This is a genomic window from Microbispora corallina, from assembly GCF_016863035.1.
GTDB lineage: Bacteria > Actinomycetota > Actinomycetes > Streptosporangiales > Streptosporangiaceae > Microbispora > Microbispora corallina.
On the sequence record NZ_BOOC01000003.1, the window covers coordinates 241,778 to 259,113 of the forward strand.

Sequence of the window (17,336 nt, forward strand, 5' to 3'; positions counted from 1 at the left end):
CGCGTACGCGGCGGACGGGAGATCCGGGGACGGGCCTGGGACGGGGTCCTAGGCCTGGATGAAGTTGATGACGTCCTTGACGGTCTTCAGGTGCTTGAGCTGGTCGTCGGGGATCTCGACGCCGAACTCGTCCTGGGCCGCGACGGCGATCTCCACCATGGAGAGGGAGTCGATGTCGAGGTCGTCGACGAAGCTCTTCTCCGGGGTGACCTCCGCCGCCGGGATGCCGGTGATCTCGTTGACGATCTTGCCAAGGCCGGCGAGGATCTCCTGCTCGGTCAGTGCCATGTCGCGACTACTCCTTGAGTTCGTGTGTCGGTCTTACGGTTTTGCACGGAGGTCCGTACAAGCCTTAGGGGATCTCGATCACCTGGGAGGCGTAGGTGAGGCCGGCGCCGAAGCCGAGCAGCAGCGCGAGGCCGCCCGAGGGGACCTCGCCGCGCTCGATCATCCGGGACAGCGCGAGCGGGATCGACGCGGCCGAGGTGTTGCCCGCGAGCGTGATGTCCCGCGCGACGACGGCCTTGTCGGCGCCGATCTTGCGGGCGATCGCCTCGACGATCCGCAGGTTCGCCTGGTGGGGGACGAAGGCCGCGAGGTCGGCCGGGTCGACCCCGGCGCGCTCGCAGGCGAGCAGGGCCACCGGGTGGAGCGCGGTGGTGGCCCAGCGGAAGACGGTCTGGCCCTCCTGCTCCAGGAAGGACGCGCGGCCGCGCACGGTGATGGCCTCGGCCTTGTCCCCGGCGCTGCCCCAGGCCACGGGTCCGATGCCCGGAGTGTCGGACGGGCCGACGACGGCCGCGCCCGCGCCGTCCGCGAAGATCACCGCGGTCGTCCGGTCGTTCCAGTCGACCCACTGGCTGAGCTTCTCGCTGCCCACGACCAGCACGTTGGTCGCCGACCCGGCCCGTACGGCGTCGCTCGCCGCGGCCAGGCCGTAGCAGAAGCCGGCGCAGGCGGCGTTGACGTCGAAGGCGCCGGGCGCGTCGATGCCCAGCCGGTGGGCCACCCGGGCGGCCGCGTTGGGGATCTGCGCCTCCAGCGTGCAGGTCGCCACGATGACCAGGTCGATGTCCTCGGCCGACAGGCCGCTCGCGGCGAGGGCCTTGCCGCCCGCCTGGACGGCGAGGTCGATCTCCGACTCCTGCGGGCCGGCGATGCGGCGCTCCTTGATGCCGACGCGGCTCTGGATCCATTCGTCGTTGGTGTCGAGCCGGGCGGCGAGGTCGTCGTTGGTCACGACCTCGGCCGGCTGGTAGCCGCCGAACGCGAGAACCTTCGCGCCCGGGGCGCCGTGGCTGAGCCTCACTTGAGCACCTCTCGGGCGTTGTCCAGGTGGTCGGGGGTCTTGAGTGCGACGGTCTTCACACCGGTCAGGCCGCGCTTGGCCAGTCCGGTCAGCGTGCCGCCCGGCAGCAGCTCGATCATCGCGGTGACGCCGTGCTCGGCCATCGTGGCCATGCAGGAGTCCCAGCGGACGGGGTTGGCCACCTGGTCGACCAGGCGCGCCACGAACTCCCCGCCGCCCGCCACGACGGCGCCGTCGGCGTTGGACAGCAGCGGGATCTTCGGGTCGCGCGGCATCAGGGAGGCGGCCTCCTCGCGGAGCCGGTCCACGGCGGGCGCCATGTGCACGGTGTGGAAGGCGCCCGCGACCGACAGCGGGATGAGGCGGGCCTTGTCCGGCGGCTCGGCGCGGAACGCCTCCAGGCGCTCCATCGTGCCGCCCGCCACGATCTGCCCCGCGCCGTTGATGTTCGCCGGCGTCAGGCCGTGCTTCTCGATGCTCGCCAGCACGTCGTCCTCGACGCCGCCGAGCACCGCGACCATTCCCGTCTCGGTGATCGCGGCGGCCTCGGCCATCGCGCGGCCGCGCTCGCGCACCAGCGTGAGGGCCTCCTCCGGGGTCAGCACCCCGGCGATCGCCGCCGCCGCGAGCTCGCCGACGCTGTGCCCGGCCACCAGGTCCGGCCGCACGCCCAGCACGTCGTACGACGCGAGGGCGGCCGCCACCAGCAGCGGCTGGGCGACCGCGGTGTCGCGGATCTCCTCGGCGCCGGCGGTCGTCCCGTACGCGACGAGGTCCAGCTCGACGATCTCCGACCAGGCGGCCATGCGGTCGCGGAACTCGGGGATCTCGAGCCATGGACTGAGGAAGCCTGGGGTCTGGGCGCCTTGGCCCGGAGCGACGATGACGAGCACGCTATCAACCCTGCCCTGTAGAGGTTCGCCACACTGATGGAGATCCGAACGAACTTTACGGCCCCTCCTTTGTGGGGGCCCTACAGTTTCGGTGTCCGCAGGGTTAACGCGCCCCCGCTCACGTAACGGACAGCCGTCCGAGTATGAGCCCCACCTGAAGGGTGAATGCGGACCGTCCCTCGGTGGGCTGGTACCCGGTCAGCTCAGTGATCTTCCGAAGACGGTACCGCACGGTGTTCGGATGCACGAACAGCAGGCGGGCCGTCGCCTCCAGAGAGGTGCCCTGCTCCAGGTACGTCGCCAGCGTGTCGAGCAGCGGGGTCCCGGCCAGCGGTTTGTAGACGTTCTCCACCAGTTGCTGGCGGGCGTCCTCGTCGCCGTCCAGGGCGCGCTCGGCCAGCAGGTCCTCGGCGAGCACGGGACGCGGCGCGTCCGGCCAGCCGGCCGCCGCGCGCAGCCCCGCGATCGCCGCCCGCGCCGAGCTGGCGGCCGCGTGCAGGTCGGGCACCTCGGGACCGATGACGATCGGCCCCGGCCCGAAGCGCGACACGACGCCGCGGGCCGCGTCCTTCACGCCGCCGGCTCCGCCGACGATCACGATCAGCCGGTCGCCCTGGACGCCCGCGAGCAGCTCGTGCCCGATGCGCCGTCCCTTGTCGCGCAGCCCGTCGATGATGGTCTGCGGGTCCTCGTCGGGGGCGTACCCCGCGAACACCACGACGGGCGCGGAGGTCCAGCCGAGGGCGGCGGCCCAGGAGTGCAGGCCGTCGTCGACCTGGCCGCGTACCAGCGCGTCGACGATCAGCGCCTCCAGCCGGGCGTCCCACGAACCGCGGGCCTCGGCCTCCCTGGCGTACACCTGGGCGGCGGCGAAGGCGACGTCGCGGGTGTAGCGGAGCATGGCGTGGCGCAGCAGCTCCGCGCCGCCGGGGGCGGCCAGCTCGTCGACCTGCGCCTCCACCACCTCGACGACGATGCGGACCAGGTCGACGGTCTGCTGGAGCGAGACGCTGCGCTTCAGCTCCCGGGGGGCCGTGCCGAAGAACTCGATGCTCGGCGTCGGGCGGCCCTCGCCCGCGTGGCCGAACCACTCGACGAACGCCGCGATGCCCGCCTGGGCGACGAGGCCGACCCAGGACCTGTCCTCGGCCGACAGCGCGCGGTACCAGGCGAGCTGCTCCTCCATCCGGGCCATCGCGGCCGTGCCCAGGCTGCCCATCGCGCGGTCCAGCCGCCGCGCCGTGTCCTCCCGGATCCTGTCGCTCATCGGCCCTCCCTCACCGGCGTCCCGCACGTCTCCGTCGCCGTGCCGGTTCGTCCCGGCCCGCCCGCCCCGCTCGCTCACGCCTCTAGCGTGCCAGGTCATCGGGCCGGGCGCGCCCCCCGGCATGCCGGCGTCGCCGTACGGAGGGGTTGCGGGGGGCCATGAGCGGCCCCGATGGAGGGCTAGAGCACGGCGACAGCGGTGATGAGGCCGATGACGAAGTGGGTCACCGCGAGCAGCACGGCGGCCGGGTGCAGCGCCGGCTCCTCGACCAGCTCGCGCACCGGGATCCCGGCGACCTTGTCGAAGGCCACCATGCCGAGCGTCTGCACGGCGATGCCCACGAGGCCGAAGACGAGCGTCGCGAGCAGCCCCTCGCGCAGCTCGCCGCCGGACGACCAGATGCTCGCCGCCACGACGAGGCCGACGCCGGCCAGACTCGCGGCGGCCAGCAGGGTGGCGTTCGGGTTGCGGTCGGCGCGGATGACCTTGCTGAGCCGGCCGGGGGTGGCGAGGTCGACGACGTAGAACCCGGCGACGAGCAGCAGCACGCCCAGGACGGCGTACGCCAGGATGGCCAGCGCGCCGTGCCCGAGCACGCCGGCGAGCGAGGTGGAGGGTGCGGTGTTCATGGGCGTGTTCGCTTTCAGCCGTGGATGCGGTGGGGGACGAAGGAGGACGTGTCGTCGGTGATCAGGCCGGAGGTCTCGCGGATGCCGAGCCCGGCCGCCTCGTCCTCGACCACCCACGCCCCGAGCACGGGACGCCAGCCGTCGAAGTCCGGCAGCGGCGCGAACTCCTGGTACACGAAGCCCTCGGCGCCGTACCCGCCCTCCGTCTCCACCTCGACGCCGGGGGCGGCGATGCGCATGGACGCCCCCTCACGGCCGAGGAGCGGTTTGCGCACGTACCCCGAGGTCCCGGCCAGCTCCCGCGGGCCGTCGAAGTAGGCGGGCAGGAGGTTCGGGTGGCCGGGGAACATCTCCCACAGGACGGCCAGCAGTGCCTTGTTCGACAGCAGCATCTTCCACAGCGGCTCGATCCAGGTCATGGAGACCTGCTGGGCCAGGGCGTGCGGCGCGAACGGCTCGGCGACGATCCACTCCCAGGGGTAGAGCTTGCACACGGTCCGCATGACGCGGTGCTCCATGTCGACGAAGCGGCGGTTGAGCGCGTCCCAGCCGATGTCCTCCATGGCGACCGCGACCGTGGTCAGGCCGGCCTGCTCGGCGGTCTCCTGGAGGTAGCCGGTCGTCATGGCCTCCTCGCCGGTTTCGTCGGCGTTCGTCCAGGCGAAGTGGACGGGCCCGGTCGGCAGCGTCAGCGATCTCCACCGGTCGATCAGCCGCTCGTGCACCGAGTTCCACTGGTCGTCGGCGGGGAAGACGTCGCGCAGCCAGAACCACTGCACCACCGAGCTCTCGACCAGGCTCGTGGGCGTGTCGGCGTTGTACTCCAGCAGTTTGGCCGGGCCCGTGCCGTCGTAGCGCAGGTCGAACCGGCCGAACAGGTGCGGGTCGCGCCGCCGCCACGACTGCGCGACGGCGGCCCGGCACTCCGGCGGGATGCCCAGGTCGGCCAGCCGGTCGTGCGCCACGACGTACTCGGCCGCGTCCAGGCACATCCCGTGCAGCTCCTCGACCTGGCTCTCCAGCGCCAGGACCTCGTCCATCGTGAAGACGTAGTGGACGCTCTCGTCCCAGTACGGGCGGGTCAGGCCCTCGGGGTGGGCGGACCGGTGGAAGGCCAGTCCCTGCGACTCGATGACGGCGGCCCAGTCGTCGCGGGGCCGCGAGCTCTCCCGGCGCACGGCGTCAGCCGCCCCCGCCCGAGTGGAAGCCGAACCCGCCGCGCTGGATGACGCGTCCCGTCCTGCTGGTGATGTGCGCGTCCGCGGGCTTCACCGTGGTCCCGCGCCACACCCGGCCCCCCGTCCGGGTGCCGCCGTAGTACCAGCCGTACGCGCCGTGCGAGCCGTGGTAGTGGTGGTCGTCGTCGCAGTAGTCGTCGGGCACGACGGGGTAGGAGCCGTCGGGCTGCCGGTTCGACAGGTCGACGCAGTCGGCGCCCACCTCGTCGTACCGGTTCTGGGCCGCGCAGAAGCCCACGACCAGCGTGGACAGGACGCCCAGCGTGCCGAGCTTGATGGCGGTGGACGACTTGGAGCCCCCGGACGGCTTCGGCGTGGAGAACTGCCCGGGCCGGCCCATCGCGAGCGGATGCGGCGGTGGAGGACCGGCCGGCCGCGCCACCGGGTGCCGCGGCGGGGGAACCACGGGCGGAGGCGGCGCAGGCCGATCCGGCTGCGTGGAGACCACGGGCTGGGGCGGCGCGGGCCGAGCCGGCTTCCGGCGCAGCGGCCGGGTCTTGTCGGTGTCCTCGGCGCCGGGCTCCGGCTCCGCGCCCGGCGGCGCGTCCTGCGTCACGCCGTCCGGTGCCGGTACGTCGAGCGGCTCGCGGTCCGGTGCCGGCGTGTCGTGTGTAGCGCCGCCGTCGGGCGTCGGCGTGTCACGTGTCTCGCCGTCCGGTGTCGGCCTGTCGTGCGAGGGGTCGTGCGGAGGCGTGGGGCGCTCCCCGGATCCGGCCATCGGGCTCCTGCTGTCGAGATCGGCACACAATAGCGTCGCTAGGACATAACGGGCCAACCTTCGGCGGCGTTCGCGGTTCTGTCAGGAGCGCGGAGTACGGTGCGGATGTGGATCCGGTCGAGGCCCTGAAGAGGATCGCCTTCCTGCTGGAACGGGCGGGCGAGCCCACCTACCGCGTGCGGGCGTTCCGGGGCGCCGCCGCGACCGTCGAGGCCCTGCCGCCCGGCGAGCTCGAACGGCTCGCCCGCGAGGGCCGTCTGAGCGACCTCAAGGGCGTCGGCAAGGTCACCGCCCTCGCCGTCACCGAGGCGCTGAACGGCGACGTCCCGACCTATCTGCGCCGGCTGGAGGACACCAAGGACGTCGACCTCGACGACGCGGCGCGGGAGCTGCGCGAGGCGCTGCGCGGCGATCTGCACAGCCACTCCGACTGGTCCGACGGCGGCTCGTCCATCGAGGAGATGGCCGCGGCGGCGCGGTCGCTCGGCCACGAGTACCTCGCGCTCACCGACCACTCGCCGCGGCTGACCGTGGCCAACGGCCTGTCGCCCGACCGGCTGCGCCGGCAGCTCGACGTGGTGGAGGAGCTCAACGCGTCGTTCGCGGCCGGCTCAGGTCCGCCGTTCCGCGTCCTGACGGGCATCGAGGTCGACATCAACGCCGACGGCTCGCTCGACCAGGAGCCCGAGCTGCTCGAACGGCTCGACGTCGTCGTCGCCAGCGTCCACTCGCTGCTGCGGATGGACGCGGAGGACATGACGCGGCGCATGGTGACGGCCGTGGCCAACCCGCACGTCGACGTCCTCGGCCACTGCACCGGCCGCGTCGTGCGGGCGGGCGGCCGGCGCGGCGGGCTCCGGCCGGAGTCGCGCTTCGACGCGGAGATCGTGTTCGAGGCGTGCCGGCGGTTCGGCGTGGCCGTCGAGATCAACTCACGGCCCGACCGGCTCGACCCGCCCAAACGCCTGCTGCGCCTGGCGTACGAGATGGGGTGCGACTTCTCCGTCGACTCCGACGCCCACGCGCCGGGACAGCTCGACTGGCAGCGTTTCGGCTGCGAGCGCGCCGCGCTGTGCGGGATAGGGCCGGACCGGATCGTCAACACGCGGCCGTGGGGCACGTGGGGTGATGGTGCTGTAACGCCCGAGTGAGGTGTGTCGTCCCGGAATCGCCCGTCTCGTCGGCGTAGCGTCATGGTCATGAAACGCCGGGACGCGCTCGTCGAGGAGCTCAGGTCCGGCGGATGCCTGTCCGCGCGCGAGCTCGCGTCGCGCCTCGGCGTCAGCAAGAGCACCGTCGTCCGGGACGTGGCGAAGTTACGGGAGGCCGGAGTCCCCATCCGGATCGAGCAGGGCGGGTACTCGATCGCCGGGCCGCAGGCAGTCAAACGCGCCATCGACGAGGCGCTGCTGCGCCGCCGGGTGCTGCGCGTCGACTACGTCAACAGCAAGGGCGTCTCCACGACCCGCGACGTCGAGCCGAGCATCTGCCTGGGCGGCCGCGGCGGGCACTGGTACCTCGTGGCCTGGTGCAGGCTGCGGGAGGACGTCCGGGTCTTCCGCCTCGACCGCATCACCTCGGCCGACGTCACCGACGAGCGGTTCCCCGAGCCCGGCCGCGAGCGCCTCGGCCGGATCGCCGAAGCCGTCGGCGGCTGACCCCCTCGTGCGGCTTCGTCCTCGGCCCTCTTCCCCGGTCCGTCCTCGGCCGTCTTCCCCGGGGCGCACGGGACGTCGCCACGACAGGCTGGAGATTCGAACGCGTCAGCGGAAATGTCGGTGGGGTGTCCTAGCGTCTGGCCTGTGAACCGTACCGACCGGCTCTATGCGATCGTCGAGGACCTGCGGGCGATCTCCCCCCGCTGCCGGTCCGCGCGTGAGCTCGCCCTGCGCTTCGAGGTGAGCCCGCGGACCATCGAGAGGGACATCGCCGCCCTGCAACAGGCGGGCGTGCCCATCTACGCCGAGATCGGCCGCAGGGGAGGCTACGCCCTCGAGAAGAGTATGTCCCTGCCCCCGCTCAACTTCACCCCGGCCGAGGCCGTGGCCGTGGCGATCGCGCTCAGCCGCACCGACCAGCAGCCGTTCGCGGCGGACGCGCGCAGCGCGCTGCGCAAGCTCGTCGCCGCCATGCCGGGGCCGGAGGGGGAGCGGGCGCGGCAGCTCGCCACCCGGGTGCAGATCCTGGCGGAGGACAAGCCCGACGAGGGCTACACCGGATCCATCGGGCGCGTCATCGAGGAGGCCCTGGTCAAGGGCGTCGTCCTGCGCATGCAGTACGCCGACGTCCACGGGTCGCTCACCAGACGGGAGGTCGAGCCGGGCGCTTTCGTGGGCGGGCGGACCGGCTCGTGGTACCTGGTGGCCTGGTGCCGCCTGCGCGACGCCGTCCGCGTCTTCCGGTTCGACCGGATCGCCGAGGCCGCCCTCACCGAGGAACGCGTGCCGAAGCGGCCCATCGAGGCGTTCGGCGCCGAGGTCCCTCACATGATCGCCCGTTATCCGGTGCTCGACTAGCACGACATTCGAAAACATGTTCCCCATAAACACCGACAGGGGGTTGTCGCCACAGGAGGAGACGCTGGAACCACGCGGGCGACGGGCGCCTTCGGGCATCCGGCTCGCGCACCACTTGTCACGAGCACACGCAGCAGGGAGAAGGACATGACCACGCCCGCCGCCGAGACCCCCGCCTTCGGCACCGTCGCCTGGTTCGAGATCGCCACGGACGACCCGGACGGCGTCCAGCGGTTCTACGGCGACCTGTTCGGCTGGCGCTACCAGGCCGACGAGCAGGCCGCGGCCGGCGGCATGGACTACCGCATCGTCAGCTATCCCACCGATGAGCGGCCGCAGGGCGGCGTCTTCGGCACCGGCGGCGAGCGCCCGAACCACGCCGTCTTCTGCGTGCACGTCGCGGACGTCGCCGAGACCTGCGACAGGGTCGAGGGCCTCGGCGGGAAGGTGGTCTTCAAGGCGGTCGGCAACCCGGGCGGGCCCGACTTCGCCTACCTGCACGACACCTCGGGCAACCTCTTCGGAGTCTTCGCGATGGCGGGCGTCTGACCCGCCGGAGCGTTCGAGGCCGTCCGACGCCCGCGGGACCTGACCTCCCGCGCTTCCCCTCCGGGCGTCTTCCCTCCGGGCACTTCCCCTCCGGGCCGAGAGGGCGTTCGGACGGCCCTCACCGAGGCCGGGCCGCGGCGGCGGCCGCCGGCTCGTCCCTTCCGCAGGCGCGCATCCGCGAGAGCCTTCCCATCGCGCCCGGGACGTGCGACGGCCCCTTCCCCCGCCCGCCCGGCCTCGGCGCGAGCATGCCCGCCGTGCTCAGGGGGCCCAGTGCCCCCTGGCCAGGCCTGAGCGTGGCCCACCTGGGCCCGGATGGCCCTCTCACCCGGCTCCAGGGCAAGCGTCCCCGCAGCGGTCAGGCGCGGCGGTGCCACCAGGCCGGGCCTGACCGGGGCCGCCGGGCCTCGGCCCTGGCCCTGTTACGGCAACCTCGGTCCCGGGTCGAGGGCTCTTCCGTGCGGGGTGGCGAGCGCGGGGGAGCCGGCGGGGGCGCGCGGGAGCCGTACGGTGACGACGAGGCCGCCGCCGGGGCGGGGACGGGCCTCGGCGGTGCCGCCGTGGGCGGTGGCGACGGCCCGCACGATGGACAGGCCTAGTCCGGCGCCCCTGGCCGAGCCGGTCCGGTCGCCGCCGAGGCGGCGGAACGGCTCGAAGAGGACGGCGACCTGGTCGGGCGCGACGACGGGCCCGGTGTTCTCGACCGTCACGAACGACGTGGCGCCGTCGCCGCCGCTGCGGATGTGCACCTCGCCGCGCTCGTCGTTGTACTTGGCGGCATTGTCGACAAGGTTGCCGATCATGCGTTCCAGCAGCACCGGGTCGCCCGTCACGGGGGCGGCGGCCAGGTGCGCCCGCACCGGCGGACGGCCGGGCGCGGCCGCGACGACGGCGCCGGCCAGGTCCTCCAGGTCGGCGGACTCGCGCGTGGTGAGCTCGCGCTCGGTCTGCGCGAGCAGCAGCAAACCGTCGATGAGCCGCTCCTGGCGGGCGTTGGCGGCCAGCAGTTCCGCGCCGACGGACCGAAGCTGTTCGGGCAGGTCCGGGTCGGCGAACGACACCTGCAGCAGGGCGCGGTTGATGGCCAGCGGCGTGCGCAGTTCGTGTGAGGCGTTGGCGACGAACCGCCGCTGGCTGTCGAAGGCGGAGTCGAGCCGTTCGAGCATCGAGTCGAAGGTGTCGGCGAGGTCGCGGATCTCGTCACGTGGCCCGTCGAGGGCGATGCGCTCGTGCAGCGTGCTGCCCGACAGCGTGCGGGCCGTCTCGGTGACGGTGTGGAGGGGCGCCAGCGCCCGCTTGGCGACGAGCCAGCCCACGGCCAGTCCGAACAGGCCGATGAGCAGCGTGCTCAGCAGCGACCACTGCAGCATGGAGTCCATGACGAGCTGGCGGAAGCGTTCGACCTCGTCGCTGACCGACCGGATGAAGACGGTGTCGCCGGGATCGCCGCTGGACAGCTCCGACTTGCTGAACTGCTGGATCAGCACGGCCTTGCCCGTGGGGACGCCCGCGGGCAGGTCGGGGAGGGGCGCGCCGGGCAGCCTCACCGTGAACCGCCGGTAGAGGATCTTGTTGACCGCGAAGTAGTTGATGACGACGAGGGCGCCCGCGGTCAGGAAGAACAGGCTTCCGTACACCGCCGTGAGCCGCGCCCGCACCGGCATGCGCAGGGCGGCCGGGCGCCGCAGGGCCCTCCCCGCGAGGGCCGTGAGCGTCGTCAGAGCCGGTACCCGGCGCCGGTGACGGTCTCGATGACCGGCGGCCCGCCGAGTTTCTTGCGGAGCGTCATGACCGTCACCCGCACCGAGTTGGTGAAGTAGCTGATGTTCTCGTCCCACGCCTTCTCCAGCAGTTCCTCGGCGCTGACCACGGTGCCGCCGGCCCGCATGAGGACGTCCAGCACGGCGAACTCCTTGGGGCTGAGCGCGACGTACCGGCCGTCCCGGAAGACCTCCCGCCTCCCCGGGTCGAGCGTGATGCCCGCCCGCCGCAGCACGGGCGGGACCGCCTGCGGCGCGCGCCGGGCCAGCGCGCGAAGCCGGGCCACGAGCTCGGGGAAGTCGAACGGTTTGGGCAGGTAGTCGTCCGCGCCGATCGACAGGCCCTCGACCTTCGACCGGAGGTCGCCGGCCGCGGTCAGCATGATGATGCGCGCCGGGATCCGCTCGGCGACGAGGCGGCGGCACACCTCGTCGCCGTGCACCTCCGGCAGGTCCCGGTCGAGGACGATGACGTCGTAGTCGTTGACCGTCGCCCGTTCGAGGGCGGCGTCCCCGTCGTACACGACGTCGACGGCCATCGCCTCCCGGCGCAGCCCGGTCGCCACGATGTCGGCCAGGACCCGTTCGTCCTCCGCGATGAGCACCCGCATGCCGCCCAGGATGGCGAGCCGGGGCTAAACGCCGCTTAAGGACGCCCCGGCCCGCGATCTCCGGGCGGCGGCGGTCAGGTGGACAGCGCCAGCGTGGGTGACATGCGCGCCGCCCGCATGGCGGGGTAGATCCCGGCCGCCGTGCCCACGAGGAGGGTCGCCCCCAGGCCCCCGGCCACCGCCCACACCGGGATGACCGAGGGCAGGTCTCGCCAGGCCGCGTACGCCGCTGTGACGCCCGTCCCCAGCAGGCAGCCGCAGAGCCCGCCGAGGCCCGACAGCAGCAGCGACTCGGTCAGGAACTGCGACCGCACGTTGCCGCGGGTCGCGCCCAGCGAACGACGCAGCCCGATCTCCCTGCGCCGTTCGAGCACGGAGATCACCATCGTGTTCGCCACGCCCACGCCGCCGACGAGCAGCGCCACCGCGCCCACGCCGAGCAGCACGTTCGTGAACGCGCCGGTCGCCGCGGCCCGCGCGGCCAGGGCGTCGGACGGCCTGCTCACCTGCACCTCCTCCGGATGCTCCGGGTTGACCGTCCGGGGCAGCACCTCCCGCACGTCGGTGACGAAGTCGTCCGCCGACCGGGTGTAGACGGTCGTGGGGTTGCCGTCGAAGCCGAGGTACGCCGCCGCGGCGTCGAACCCGACCAGCGCGGCCCGGTCGACCTCGGGCGCCAGTGGGGAGGCGTCCAGCAGGCCCACGACCGTCCACCAGCGGCCGCCGATCCACACCTGGTCGCCGGGGGCGTCGGCGCCGAGCCTGCCGGCCGCGACCGCCCCCAGCACCACCGCGCGCTGCCGGGCCGTCGCCGCGTTGAGCCATGCGCCCCGGCGTACGGCGGTGCCGAGCGTGCTCAGCAGGTCGAGCGAGGCGGCCCGTACGCTCAGCCCGCCCGTGTGGGTGGTGGGGATCCGGTCGCTGCGGAAGACGGAGGCCGAGGTGTTCCCCGTCATCGCGGCCGCGCGCACCGGGCCGATCCTGCGGACCATGCCGAGCGACTCGGGCGGCAGCGTGGCCTCCTTCCCGAACAGCGTCTGGCCGGGCGTGACGGTCAGCAGGTTGGTGCCCAGGCTGTCCAGCTCGTTCAGGAGCCGGGCCCGGCTGGAGGCCGAGATCCCGACCACGGCGACCATGGTGGCGATGCCGATCGCGATGCCGAGCGCCGACAGGATCGCCCGGGCCGGCCGTACTCGAAGGCCCGACGCGCCCACCCGGAGCAGGTCCGAGACGCCCAGCCGTGCCGGCCGGAGCCGCGGGCGGCTCGCGGGGTCGGCGCCGGCTCGTGGCGTCACGGGGTCGGTGCCGGCTCGTGCGCGGGTCATGGGGTCACCGCCGGCTCGTGGGCGGGCGCCGCGCCGGCCCGCTCGTCGGCCACGATCGCGCCGTCCCGCAGGCGTACGCGGCGAGGGGCCGCGGTGGCCACGTCGGGATCGTGGGTGATGATCGCGACCGTGGTGCCTGCGGCGTTCAGCTCCCGGAGCAGGGCCAGCACGCCCGCCCCCGACGCCGAGTCGAGGTTGCCGGTGGGCTCGTCGGCGAGCAGGAGCGAGGGCCGGCCCACGACGGCCCGGGCCACCGCGACGCGCTGCCGCTCCCCGCCGGACAGCTCGTGCGGGCGGTGGCCGAGCCGGTGCCCGAGACCCACCCGCTCCAGCGCCTCCACAGCCAGGCCGCGGCGTTCGCGGCGGCCGGCTCCGGCGTACAGGACGCCGTCCGCCACGTTGTCCACCGCCGGCACGCCCTCGGCCAGGTGGAAGCGCTGGAACACGAAGCCGATGTGCCGGGCCCGCAGGGCCGACAGCTCGCGGTCGTCCAGCTCCGCCACGTCGTATCCGGCGATGCGGACCGTGCCCGCCGAGGGCCGGTCAAGCGTGCCGATCAGGTGCAGCATCGTCGACTTACCCGACCCGGACGGGCCGACGATCGCGAGCAGTTCCCCGGCGTCCACGCGCAGGTCGACCCCGTGCAGCGCCCGGACGCCGCCCGGATAGACCTTCTCGGCCCCCGTCAGCTCGATGACGGCGCTCATGACGTGGGCACCTCGACCTTCATGCCCTCGGCCAGGCCGGATCCGCTCACCTCGACGCGGCCGGACGCGAACAGCCCGGTCTCCACGGCCACGACCCTCGACCGGGCGCCGTCCACGACCCGCAGGCCGTACCCGCCCTCGCGCAGCGCCAGCAGCGCCTCGACGGGGACGGACAGCACGTGCGCGCGGCGCTCGCTGGCCAGCTCGACCCAGACCGGCGCCTGGTCGAGCCGGCCGGTCCCGCCGCTGACCGTGATCTCAAGGTCGATCGTCGCCTCGCCGCCGTCGGTGCTCGCGGGTCTGGCCGCGGTCCCCACCGAGGTGATGCGGCCGCGGACCCGCCTGCCGGTCGGCGTCTCGACCGTCGCCTTGGCGCCCAGCCGGGCGAGGCTCTGGTCGGAGGCGGCGAGGTCGACGTGCACGATCCGCCGGGTCGACGTCGTGGTGACGACCGACATGCCGGCGCGGTCGCCCTTCTCCGCGGTCACGTCGGCGATCCGCACCGGCCCGGAGGCGACCACGACCTGGCGGGCGTCCACGGCTCCGGTGACCTGGAGTCCCTGGTCGTCCTGCCATTCTCGTACGGCCTGGGCGGTGCGCCAGGAGAACTCGTCGTCGACCGTGCCCGGGTCGTGGCCGAGGGCCTTCAGGTTGCGTTCGAGCTGGCGCACGTCGGCGCCCTCGACGCCCTGCGAGAGGGTGCGGTAGACGGGGATCGAGCCGTACATCAGCACGACCGGCCTCCCGTCGACCTGGTAGAGCCAGCCGCCCCGGCGCACGACCGCGCCCTCGGACCGCGTCCGGGTCACGGTGCCGGTGGCGGCGTTGGGGACGGCCCGGCGCCCGGAGTAGCCGAGCGTGCCGTCGACGGTCTTGGTGTCCACGAGGTCGGAGCGGGTGATCTCGGCCGTCGGCCCGCTCGGCGTGGCGGCCGGAGCGGGCGCGTCATCGCCGTGGAGTGCCGCCGCCGCGGTCGCGCCGCCCGCGGCGACCGCCACCGCCGCCCCCGCGGCCACCACCGCCCGCCTCACGCCCGGCCTCCCTCTGCCGAGGTCATGACGCGCCGCCCTGAGAACCGTCCTGGGAGCCGCCCGGTCCTCCGCCGGGTCCGCCTCCCGGTCCGCCGCCGGGGAGGAGTTTCTCGCATGCGGCCATCGCGGCTTTCGTCGTCGGCGAATCCGGTTTCATTCCCGGGCCGCCGATCATCACCTTCCCGTCCTCGACCTTCGGGTCGGGCATGTTCACCCCGTGCTGCCGCATGCAGGCGGCGTATTTCAGCACGGCGTCCTGAAGCTGGGAATCGTTCGGCTTGGCTCCGTGGCCGATCGGGCTGTACTGCCGGCAGGCCTCCTCGGCCTTCCTCAGCTTCGCCTCGTCGACCTGCCCGCCCTTCACCCGCAGGCGGATCATGCCGCTCCCCGGCTCGGGGTCGGGCATGTCGATGCCCTGGTCACGCATGCACTGGGCGTACTTCAGGGCGTCCGCCTCCGGATCGGCGCCCGCGCTGCGCGACGGCGCGGGGGAGGAGCCGCCGCCGCCCGCGGAGGCGACGCCTGCGCCGTCCGCCGGTCCGCCGCAGGCCGCCAGGAACAGCAGCGGAACGGCTGAGGCGGCCGCCAGCAGTATTCGTCTGTCTGTCATGGGAAAGGTATAGCGAAAACCCCGATAAACACTCCTTAAGCGAATTCGCTTAACCGTTGTTTATCTCCCCGGCGGAAAGATGGCGGAAAAGGCCGGGGCCCGCCGGGAATTCGGCGGGCCCTCGCGCGGGTCATGCATTCTGCGGTCAGGCATCGTGCGGGCGCTGCTCCAGCCGGCGGCGCAGCTCCGCGATCTCGCGCTCCAGGTCTGCCACCTGCGCCGACGCGTCCCGGGTGGGAGGCTGGAAGCCCGGCGCGACCGCGGCCGCCCCCGGTCCCTCGTACGGCGAGGGCGCGGGCCGCACGTACCGGGTCGGGCCGTCGGGCCGCTGAACCTCGTGGCCGTCCTCCGGCCGCTGCCCGGCCCACGGCGAGCCGTGCGGCCCTGCCGGCGCCTCCTGCCGGGCGTCGTACCGGCGCGGGGCCTCCTGTCCGGCAAGCGAGGCCTCCTGCCGTCCCTCGTACCGGCCGGGCGGAATCTGCGGCCGCGGGCCGGGACCGATCTCGGCCTGGACCGGATACGCCCCGCCGCCGACCTGCAGCACGGGCTCCGGCTCGCCCGGCACGCCACGGCCGTCCGGGTAGCCCTGGTACGGCCCGCCCGGATAGGGGCCCGCGGGATAGGAGCCGCCGTACGCCGGGGCCTGCGCCGGCCCGGACGTCCGCCTGCGCCGCCGGAGGACGACCATCAGCAGCACCAGGCCGCCCGCGACGGCGACCACGACGGCGGCGCCGGCCGCGACCCACACCCACATCGGCAACGGGGTCTCGTCCCTGCCCGAGGAGATGGCCTCCTGGGAGTCGGTGATGTACTTGGCGACGTACGGGTGGCTCGGCAGCAGCGCCTGCACCTCGCGGAACTTGGGCAGCGCGTCCTTGTAGTGCCGCTGGAAGAAGTCGTTCAGCGCGTCGTCGTACTTGCGGGTCGTCAGCGACTCGGCCGGGTGGACGTTCTTCTCGTTCAGCTTCTCCTTGATGATCGAGACCGGCAGCACGAAGCTCTCGTTCTCCGACGCCTCGCCGTTCTCGCTGACCGTCCCGGCGATCAGCATGCCGATCACCCTGCCGTCGCGGCCGAACACCGGTCCGCCCGAGTTGCCGTGGTAGGACGGCGCCTGGGTCTGGATGTACGGCACGCCCTCCTTGGTGGTCCGCCGGGCGTTGTACGGGCCCTCGGTCAGCGCCGGCTCCAGCTTGGACTCCAGGCTGAACCACGGGGTGTTCGTGACGAGGCCGGGGAAGCCGCTGATGTAGAGCGTGTCGCCGGTCCGCACGTCGGCGTCGTCGCCGAGCGGCACGGTCGGCAGGTTCTGCTGGCCGTTGACCTTGAGCAGCGCGAAGTCCTTGCCGGGGTAGCTCTCGCCGACCGACACCAGCTCGGCCGGGACCTCCTTGGCCGTCTTGTCCACGCCGCCCCCGGGCAGGCTCTGCAGCACCGACAGACTCTTGCGCAGGCCGCGGATCTCCAGGTGGCTGCTGTTGAAGGTCACGTAGATCTGCTGGGCCAGCTGGACCATCTCCGCGTCGGCCGAGATCCCCCGCAGGTCCTTGAGGATCTGCTTGGCGTCCTGCTTGTTGAACTTCTCCAACGCCTGCTGGGCGAAGACGTCCGACAGCTCCTGGTCGCTCATCTGCACGCAGTGGGCGCCGGTGACCATGTACCCGTCCGGGGTCACCCACCAGCCCGTGCACAGCCCGCCGACCTGCGCCTTGACGGTCCGCTCGGGCGTGGTGGGGGCGATGTAACGGTCCACGTCGGCGGCCATCTGCTGGAACAGGTACTTGGCGATGCTCCGCTCGTCGGAGGAGATCTTGCCGTCGAGGACCGCCGCCGTCGCCTGATTGACGAGCTGGTCGAACGGCCCCTGCTTGATCGTGCCGGTCGGGACGACGACCTCGCCCGAGTAGGTGTACGCGGTGAGCTGCACGGCGGGCTGGGTGCGGGCGGCCAGCCGGGTGCCGGCCGGGACCGCGTCCCCGGCGTCCCCCGCGTCCGCCGCGGCGGGAGCCGCGACGCCGAGGGCCGCGACGGTGGCGAGCGCGGCCGCCGCCCCGACCAGCCTGCCGGCGAATTTCCTGATATTTCCATTCACGCAGGCAATCGTGAACGGGCCGTCTTGTCCCCTGCTTGGAGGTGGCTTGGGGCACGAGCGAGCCGCGTCCTGAGCGCGCCG

Annotated in this window: 18 protein-coding genes; 4 read left to right on the forward strand and 14 right to left on the reverse strand. The window is 73.2% G+C overall.

The genetic code is table 11. The features are described from left to right. Nucleotides 1–48: 48 nt before the first annotated feature. The 7 genes from Mco01_RS05175 to Mco01_RS05205 all read right to left on the reverse strand — a co-directional run bounded on the left by Mco01_RS05175 (nucleotide 49) and on the right by Mco01_RS05205 (nucleotide 6,054). Nucleotides 49–288, reverse strand: a complete 240-nt coding sequence (locus Mco01_RS05175) for an acyl carrier protein (RefSeq protein WP_036330501.1) — start codon at nucleotides 286–288, stop codon at nucleotides 49–51. Between the two features lie 64 nt (nucleotides 289–352). After that, nucleotides 353–1,309 (reverse strand): beta-ketoacyl-ACP synthase III, encoded by a 957-nt coding sequence (locus tag Mco01_RS05180; protein ID WP_036330499.1) that lies wholly within the window; start codon nucleotides 1,307–1,309, stop codon nucleotides 353–355. Beyond that, nucleotides 1,306–2,202: an ACP S-malonyltransferase gene (locus Mco01_RS05185; RefSeq protein WP_036330497.1), complete on the reverse strand. Its 897-nt coding sequence runs from the start codon at nucleotides 2,200–2,202 to the stop codon at nucleotides 1,306–1,308. Before Mco01_RS05185 ends, Mco01_RS05180 begins: the two co-directional genes overlap by 4 nt. Nucleotides 2,203–2,320: 118 nt before the next feature. Then, the gene (locus tag Mco01_RS05190; protein ID WP_051458882.1) at nucleotides 2,321–3,469 is read right to left on the reverse strand and encodes a PucR family transcriptional regulator; all 1,149 of its coding nucleotides are present in this window, start codon (nucleotides 3,467–3,469) and stop codon (nucleotides 2,321–2,323) included. A 179-nt stretch (nucleotides 3,470–3,648) separates the two neighbouring features. After that, nucleotides 3,649–4,098 carry a DUF350 domain-containing protein gene (locus Mco01_RS05195; protein WP_204055734.1) on the reverse strand — a complete coding sequence of 150 codons (450 nt, stop codon included), beginning with the start codon at nucleotides 4,096–4,098 and terminating at the stop codon, nucleotides 3,649–3,651. Between the two features lie 14 nt (nucleotides 4,099–4,112). Further along, on the reverse strand, nucleotides 4,113–5,276 hold the full coding sequence (locus Mco01_RS05200; RefSeq protein WP_204055735.1) for a glutathionylspermidine synthase family protein: 1,164 nt from the start codon (nucleotides 5,274–5,276) through the stop codon (nucleotides 4,113–4,115). 4 nt (nucleotides 5,277–5,280) lie between these two features. Then, nucleotides 5,281–6,054, reverse strand: coding sequence for a hypothetical protein (locus Mco01_RS05205; protein WP_204055736.1), 774 nt, complete (start codon nucleotides 6,052–6,054; stop codon nucleotides 5,281–5,283). Nucleotides 6,055–6,161: 107 nt separating this feature from the next. Between Mco01_RS05205 and Mco01_RS05210 the strand changes: the two genes are divergently transcribed. From Mco01_RS05210 to Mco01_RS05225, 4 genes are all read left to right on the forward strand, one after another. Beyond that, a complete protein-coding gene (locus Mco01_RS05210; protein ID WP_204055737.1) occupies nucleotides 6,162–7,205 on the forward strand; it encodes a PHP domain-containing protein in 1,044 nt (347 codons plus the stop codon). Nucleotides 7,206–7,253: 48 nt separating this feature from the next. After that, entirely contained in the window at nucleotides 7,254–7,712 is a 459-nt protein-coding gene (locus Mco01_RS05215) for a helix-turn-helix transcriptional regulator (protein ID WP_204055738.1), read from the forward strand. A 144-nt stretch (nucleotides 7,713–7,856) separates the two neighbouring features. Continuing rightward, the gene (locus tag Mco01_RS05220; RefSeq protein WP_204055739.1) at nucleotides 7,857–8,570 is read left to right on the forward strand and encodes a helix-turn-helix transcriptional regulator; all 714 of its coding nucleotides are present in this window, start codon (nucleotides 7,857–7,859) and stop codon (nucleotides 8,568–8,570) included. Nucleotides 8,571–8,717: 147 nt separating this feature from the next. Then, nucleotides 8,718–9,119 carry a VOC family protein gene (locus Mco01_RS05225; protein ID WP_204055740.1) on the forward strand — a complete coding sequence of 134 codons (402 nt, stop codon included), beginning with the start codon at nucleotides 8,718–8,720 and terminating at the stop codon, nucleotides 9,117–9,119. Nucleotides 9,120–9,541: 422 nt separating this feature from the next. Here Mco01_RS05225 and Mco01_RS05230 read toward each other — a convergent pair whose 3' ends face one another. The 7 genes from Mco01_RS05230 to Mco01_RS05260 all read right to left on the reverse strand — a co-directional run bounded on the left by Mco01_RS05230 (nucleotide 9,542) and on the right by Mco01_RS05260 (nucleotide 17,255). After that, nucleotides 9,542–10,783, reverse strand: coding sequence for a sensor histidine kinase (locus Mco01_RS05230; protein ID WP_204055741.1), 1,242 nt, complete (start codon nucleotides 10,781–10,783; stop codon nucleotides 9,542–9,544). Nucleotides 10,784–10,836: 53 nt separating this feature from the next. Continuing rightward, nucleotides 10,837–11,490: a response regulator transcription factor gene (locus Mco01_RS05235; protein WP_204055742.1), complete on the reverse strand. Its 654-nt coding sequence runs from the start codon at nucleotides 11,488–11,490 to the stop codon at nucleotides 10,837–10,839. Nucleotides 11,491–11,564: 74 nt separating this feature from the next. Then, nucleotides 11,565–12,815 (reverse strand): ABC transporter permease, encoded by a 1,251-nt coding sequence (locus Mco01_RS05240; RefSeq protein ID WP_204055743.1) that lies wholly within the window; start codon nucleotides 12,813–12,815, stop codon nucleotides 11,565–11,567. Beyond that, entirely contained in the window at nucleotides 12,812–13,522 is a 711-nt protein-coding gene (locus tag Mco01_RS05245) for an ABC transporter ATP-binding protein (protein WP_204055744.1), read from the reverse strand. Before Mco01_RS05245 ends, Mco01_RS05240 begins: the two co-directional genes overlap by 4 nt. Next, nucleotides 13,519–14,553, reverse strand: coding sequence for a peptidoglycan-binding protein (locus tag Mco01_RS05250; RefSeq protein WP_204055745.1), 1,035 nt, complete (start codon nucleotides 14,551–14,553; stop codon nucleotides 13,519–13,521). The genes Mco01_RS05245 and Mco01_RS05250 overlap by 4 nt, the downstream gene beginning before the upstream one ends. A 22-nt stretch (nucleotides 14,554–14,575) precedes the next feature. After that, nucleotides 14,576–15,163: a hypothetical protein gene (locus tag Mco01_RS05255; RefSeq protein ID WP_204055746.1), complete on the reverse strand. Its 588-nt coding sequence runs from the start codon at nucleotides 15,161–15,163 to the stop codon at nucleotides 14,576–14,578. Between the two features lie 145 nt (nucleotides 15,164–15,308). Further along, the gene (locus Mco01_RS05260; protein ID WP_239103353.1) at nucleotides 15,309–17,255 is read right to left on the reverse strand and encodes a serine protease; all 1,947 of its coding nucleotides are present in this window, start codon (nucleotides 17,253–17,255) and stop codon (nucleotides 15,309–15,311) included. Between the last annotated feature and the right edge of the window lie 81 nt (nucleotides 17,256–17,336).

Coding starts and splice junctions, on each gene's coding strand:
- Mco01_RS05175 (WP_036330501.1), bottom strand. CDS start 288: ATGGCACTGACCGAGCAGGAGATCCTCGCCGGCCTTGGCAAGATCGTC.
- Mco01_RS05190 (WP_051458882.1), bottom strand. CDS start 3,469: ATGAGCGACAGGATCCGGGAGGACACGGCGCGGCGGCTGGACCGCGCG.
- Mco01_RS05195 (WP_204055734.1), bottom strand. CDS start 4,098: ATGAACACCGCACCCTCCACCTCGCTCGCCGGCGTGCTCGGGCACGGC.
- Mco01_RS05205 (WP_204055736.1), bottom strand. CDS start 6,054: ATGGCCGGATCCGGGGAGCGCCCCACGCCTCCGCACGACCCCTCGCAC.
- Mco01_RS05215 (WP_204055738.1), top strand. CDS start 7,254: ATGAAACGCCGGGACGCGCTCGTCGAGGAGCTCAGGTCCGGCGGATGC.
- Mco01_RS05225 (WP_204055740.1), top strand. CDS start 8,718: ATGACCACGCCCGCCGCCGAGACCCCCGCCTTCGGCACCGTCGCCTGG.
- Mco01_RS05230 (WP_204055741.1), bottom strand. CDS start 10,783: ATGCCGGTGCGGGCGCGGCTCACGGCGGTGTACGGAAGCCTGTTCTTC.
- Mco01_RS05235 (WP_204055742.1), bottom strand. CDS start 11,490: ATGCGGGTGCTCATCGCGGAGGACGAACGGGTCCTGGCCGACATCGTG.
- Mco01_RS05240 (WP_204055743.1), bottom strand. CDS start 12,815: ATGACCCGCGCACGAGCCGGCACCGACCCCGTGACGCCACGAGCCGGC.
- Mco01_RS05245 (WP_204055744.1), bottom strand. CDS start 13,522: ATGAGCGCCGTCATCGAGCTGACGGGGGCCGAGAAGGTCTATCCGGGC.
- Mco01_RS05255 (WP_204055746.1), bottom strand. CDS start 15,163: ATGACAGACAGACGAATACTGCTGGCGGCCGCCTCAGCCGTTCCGCTG.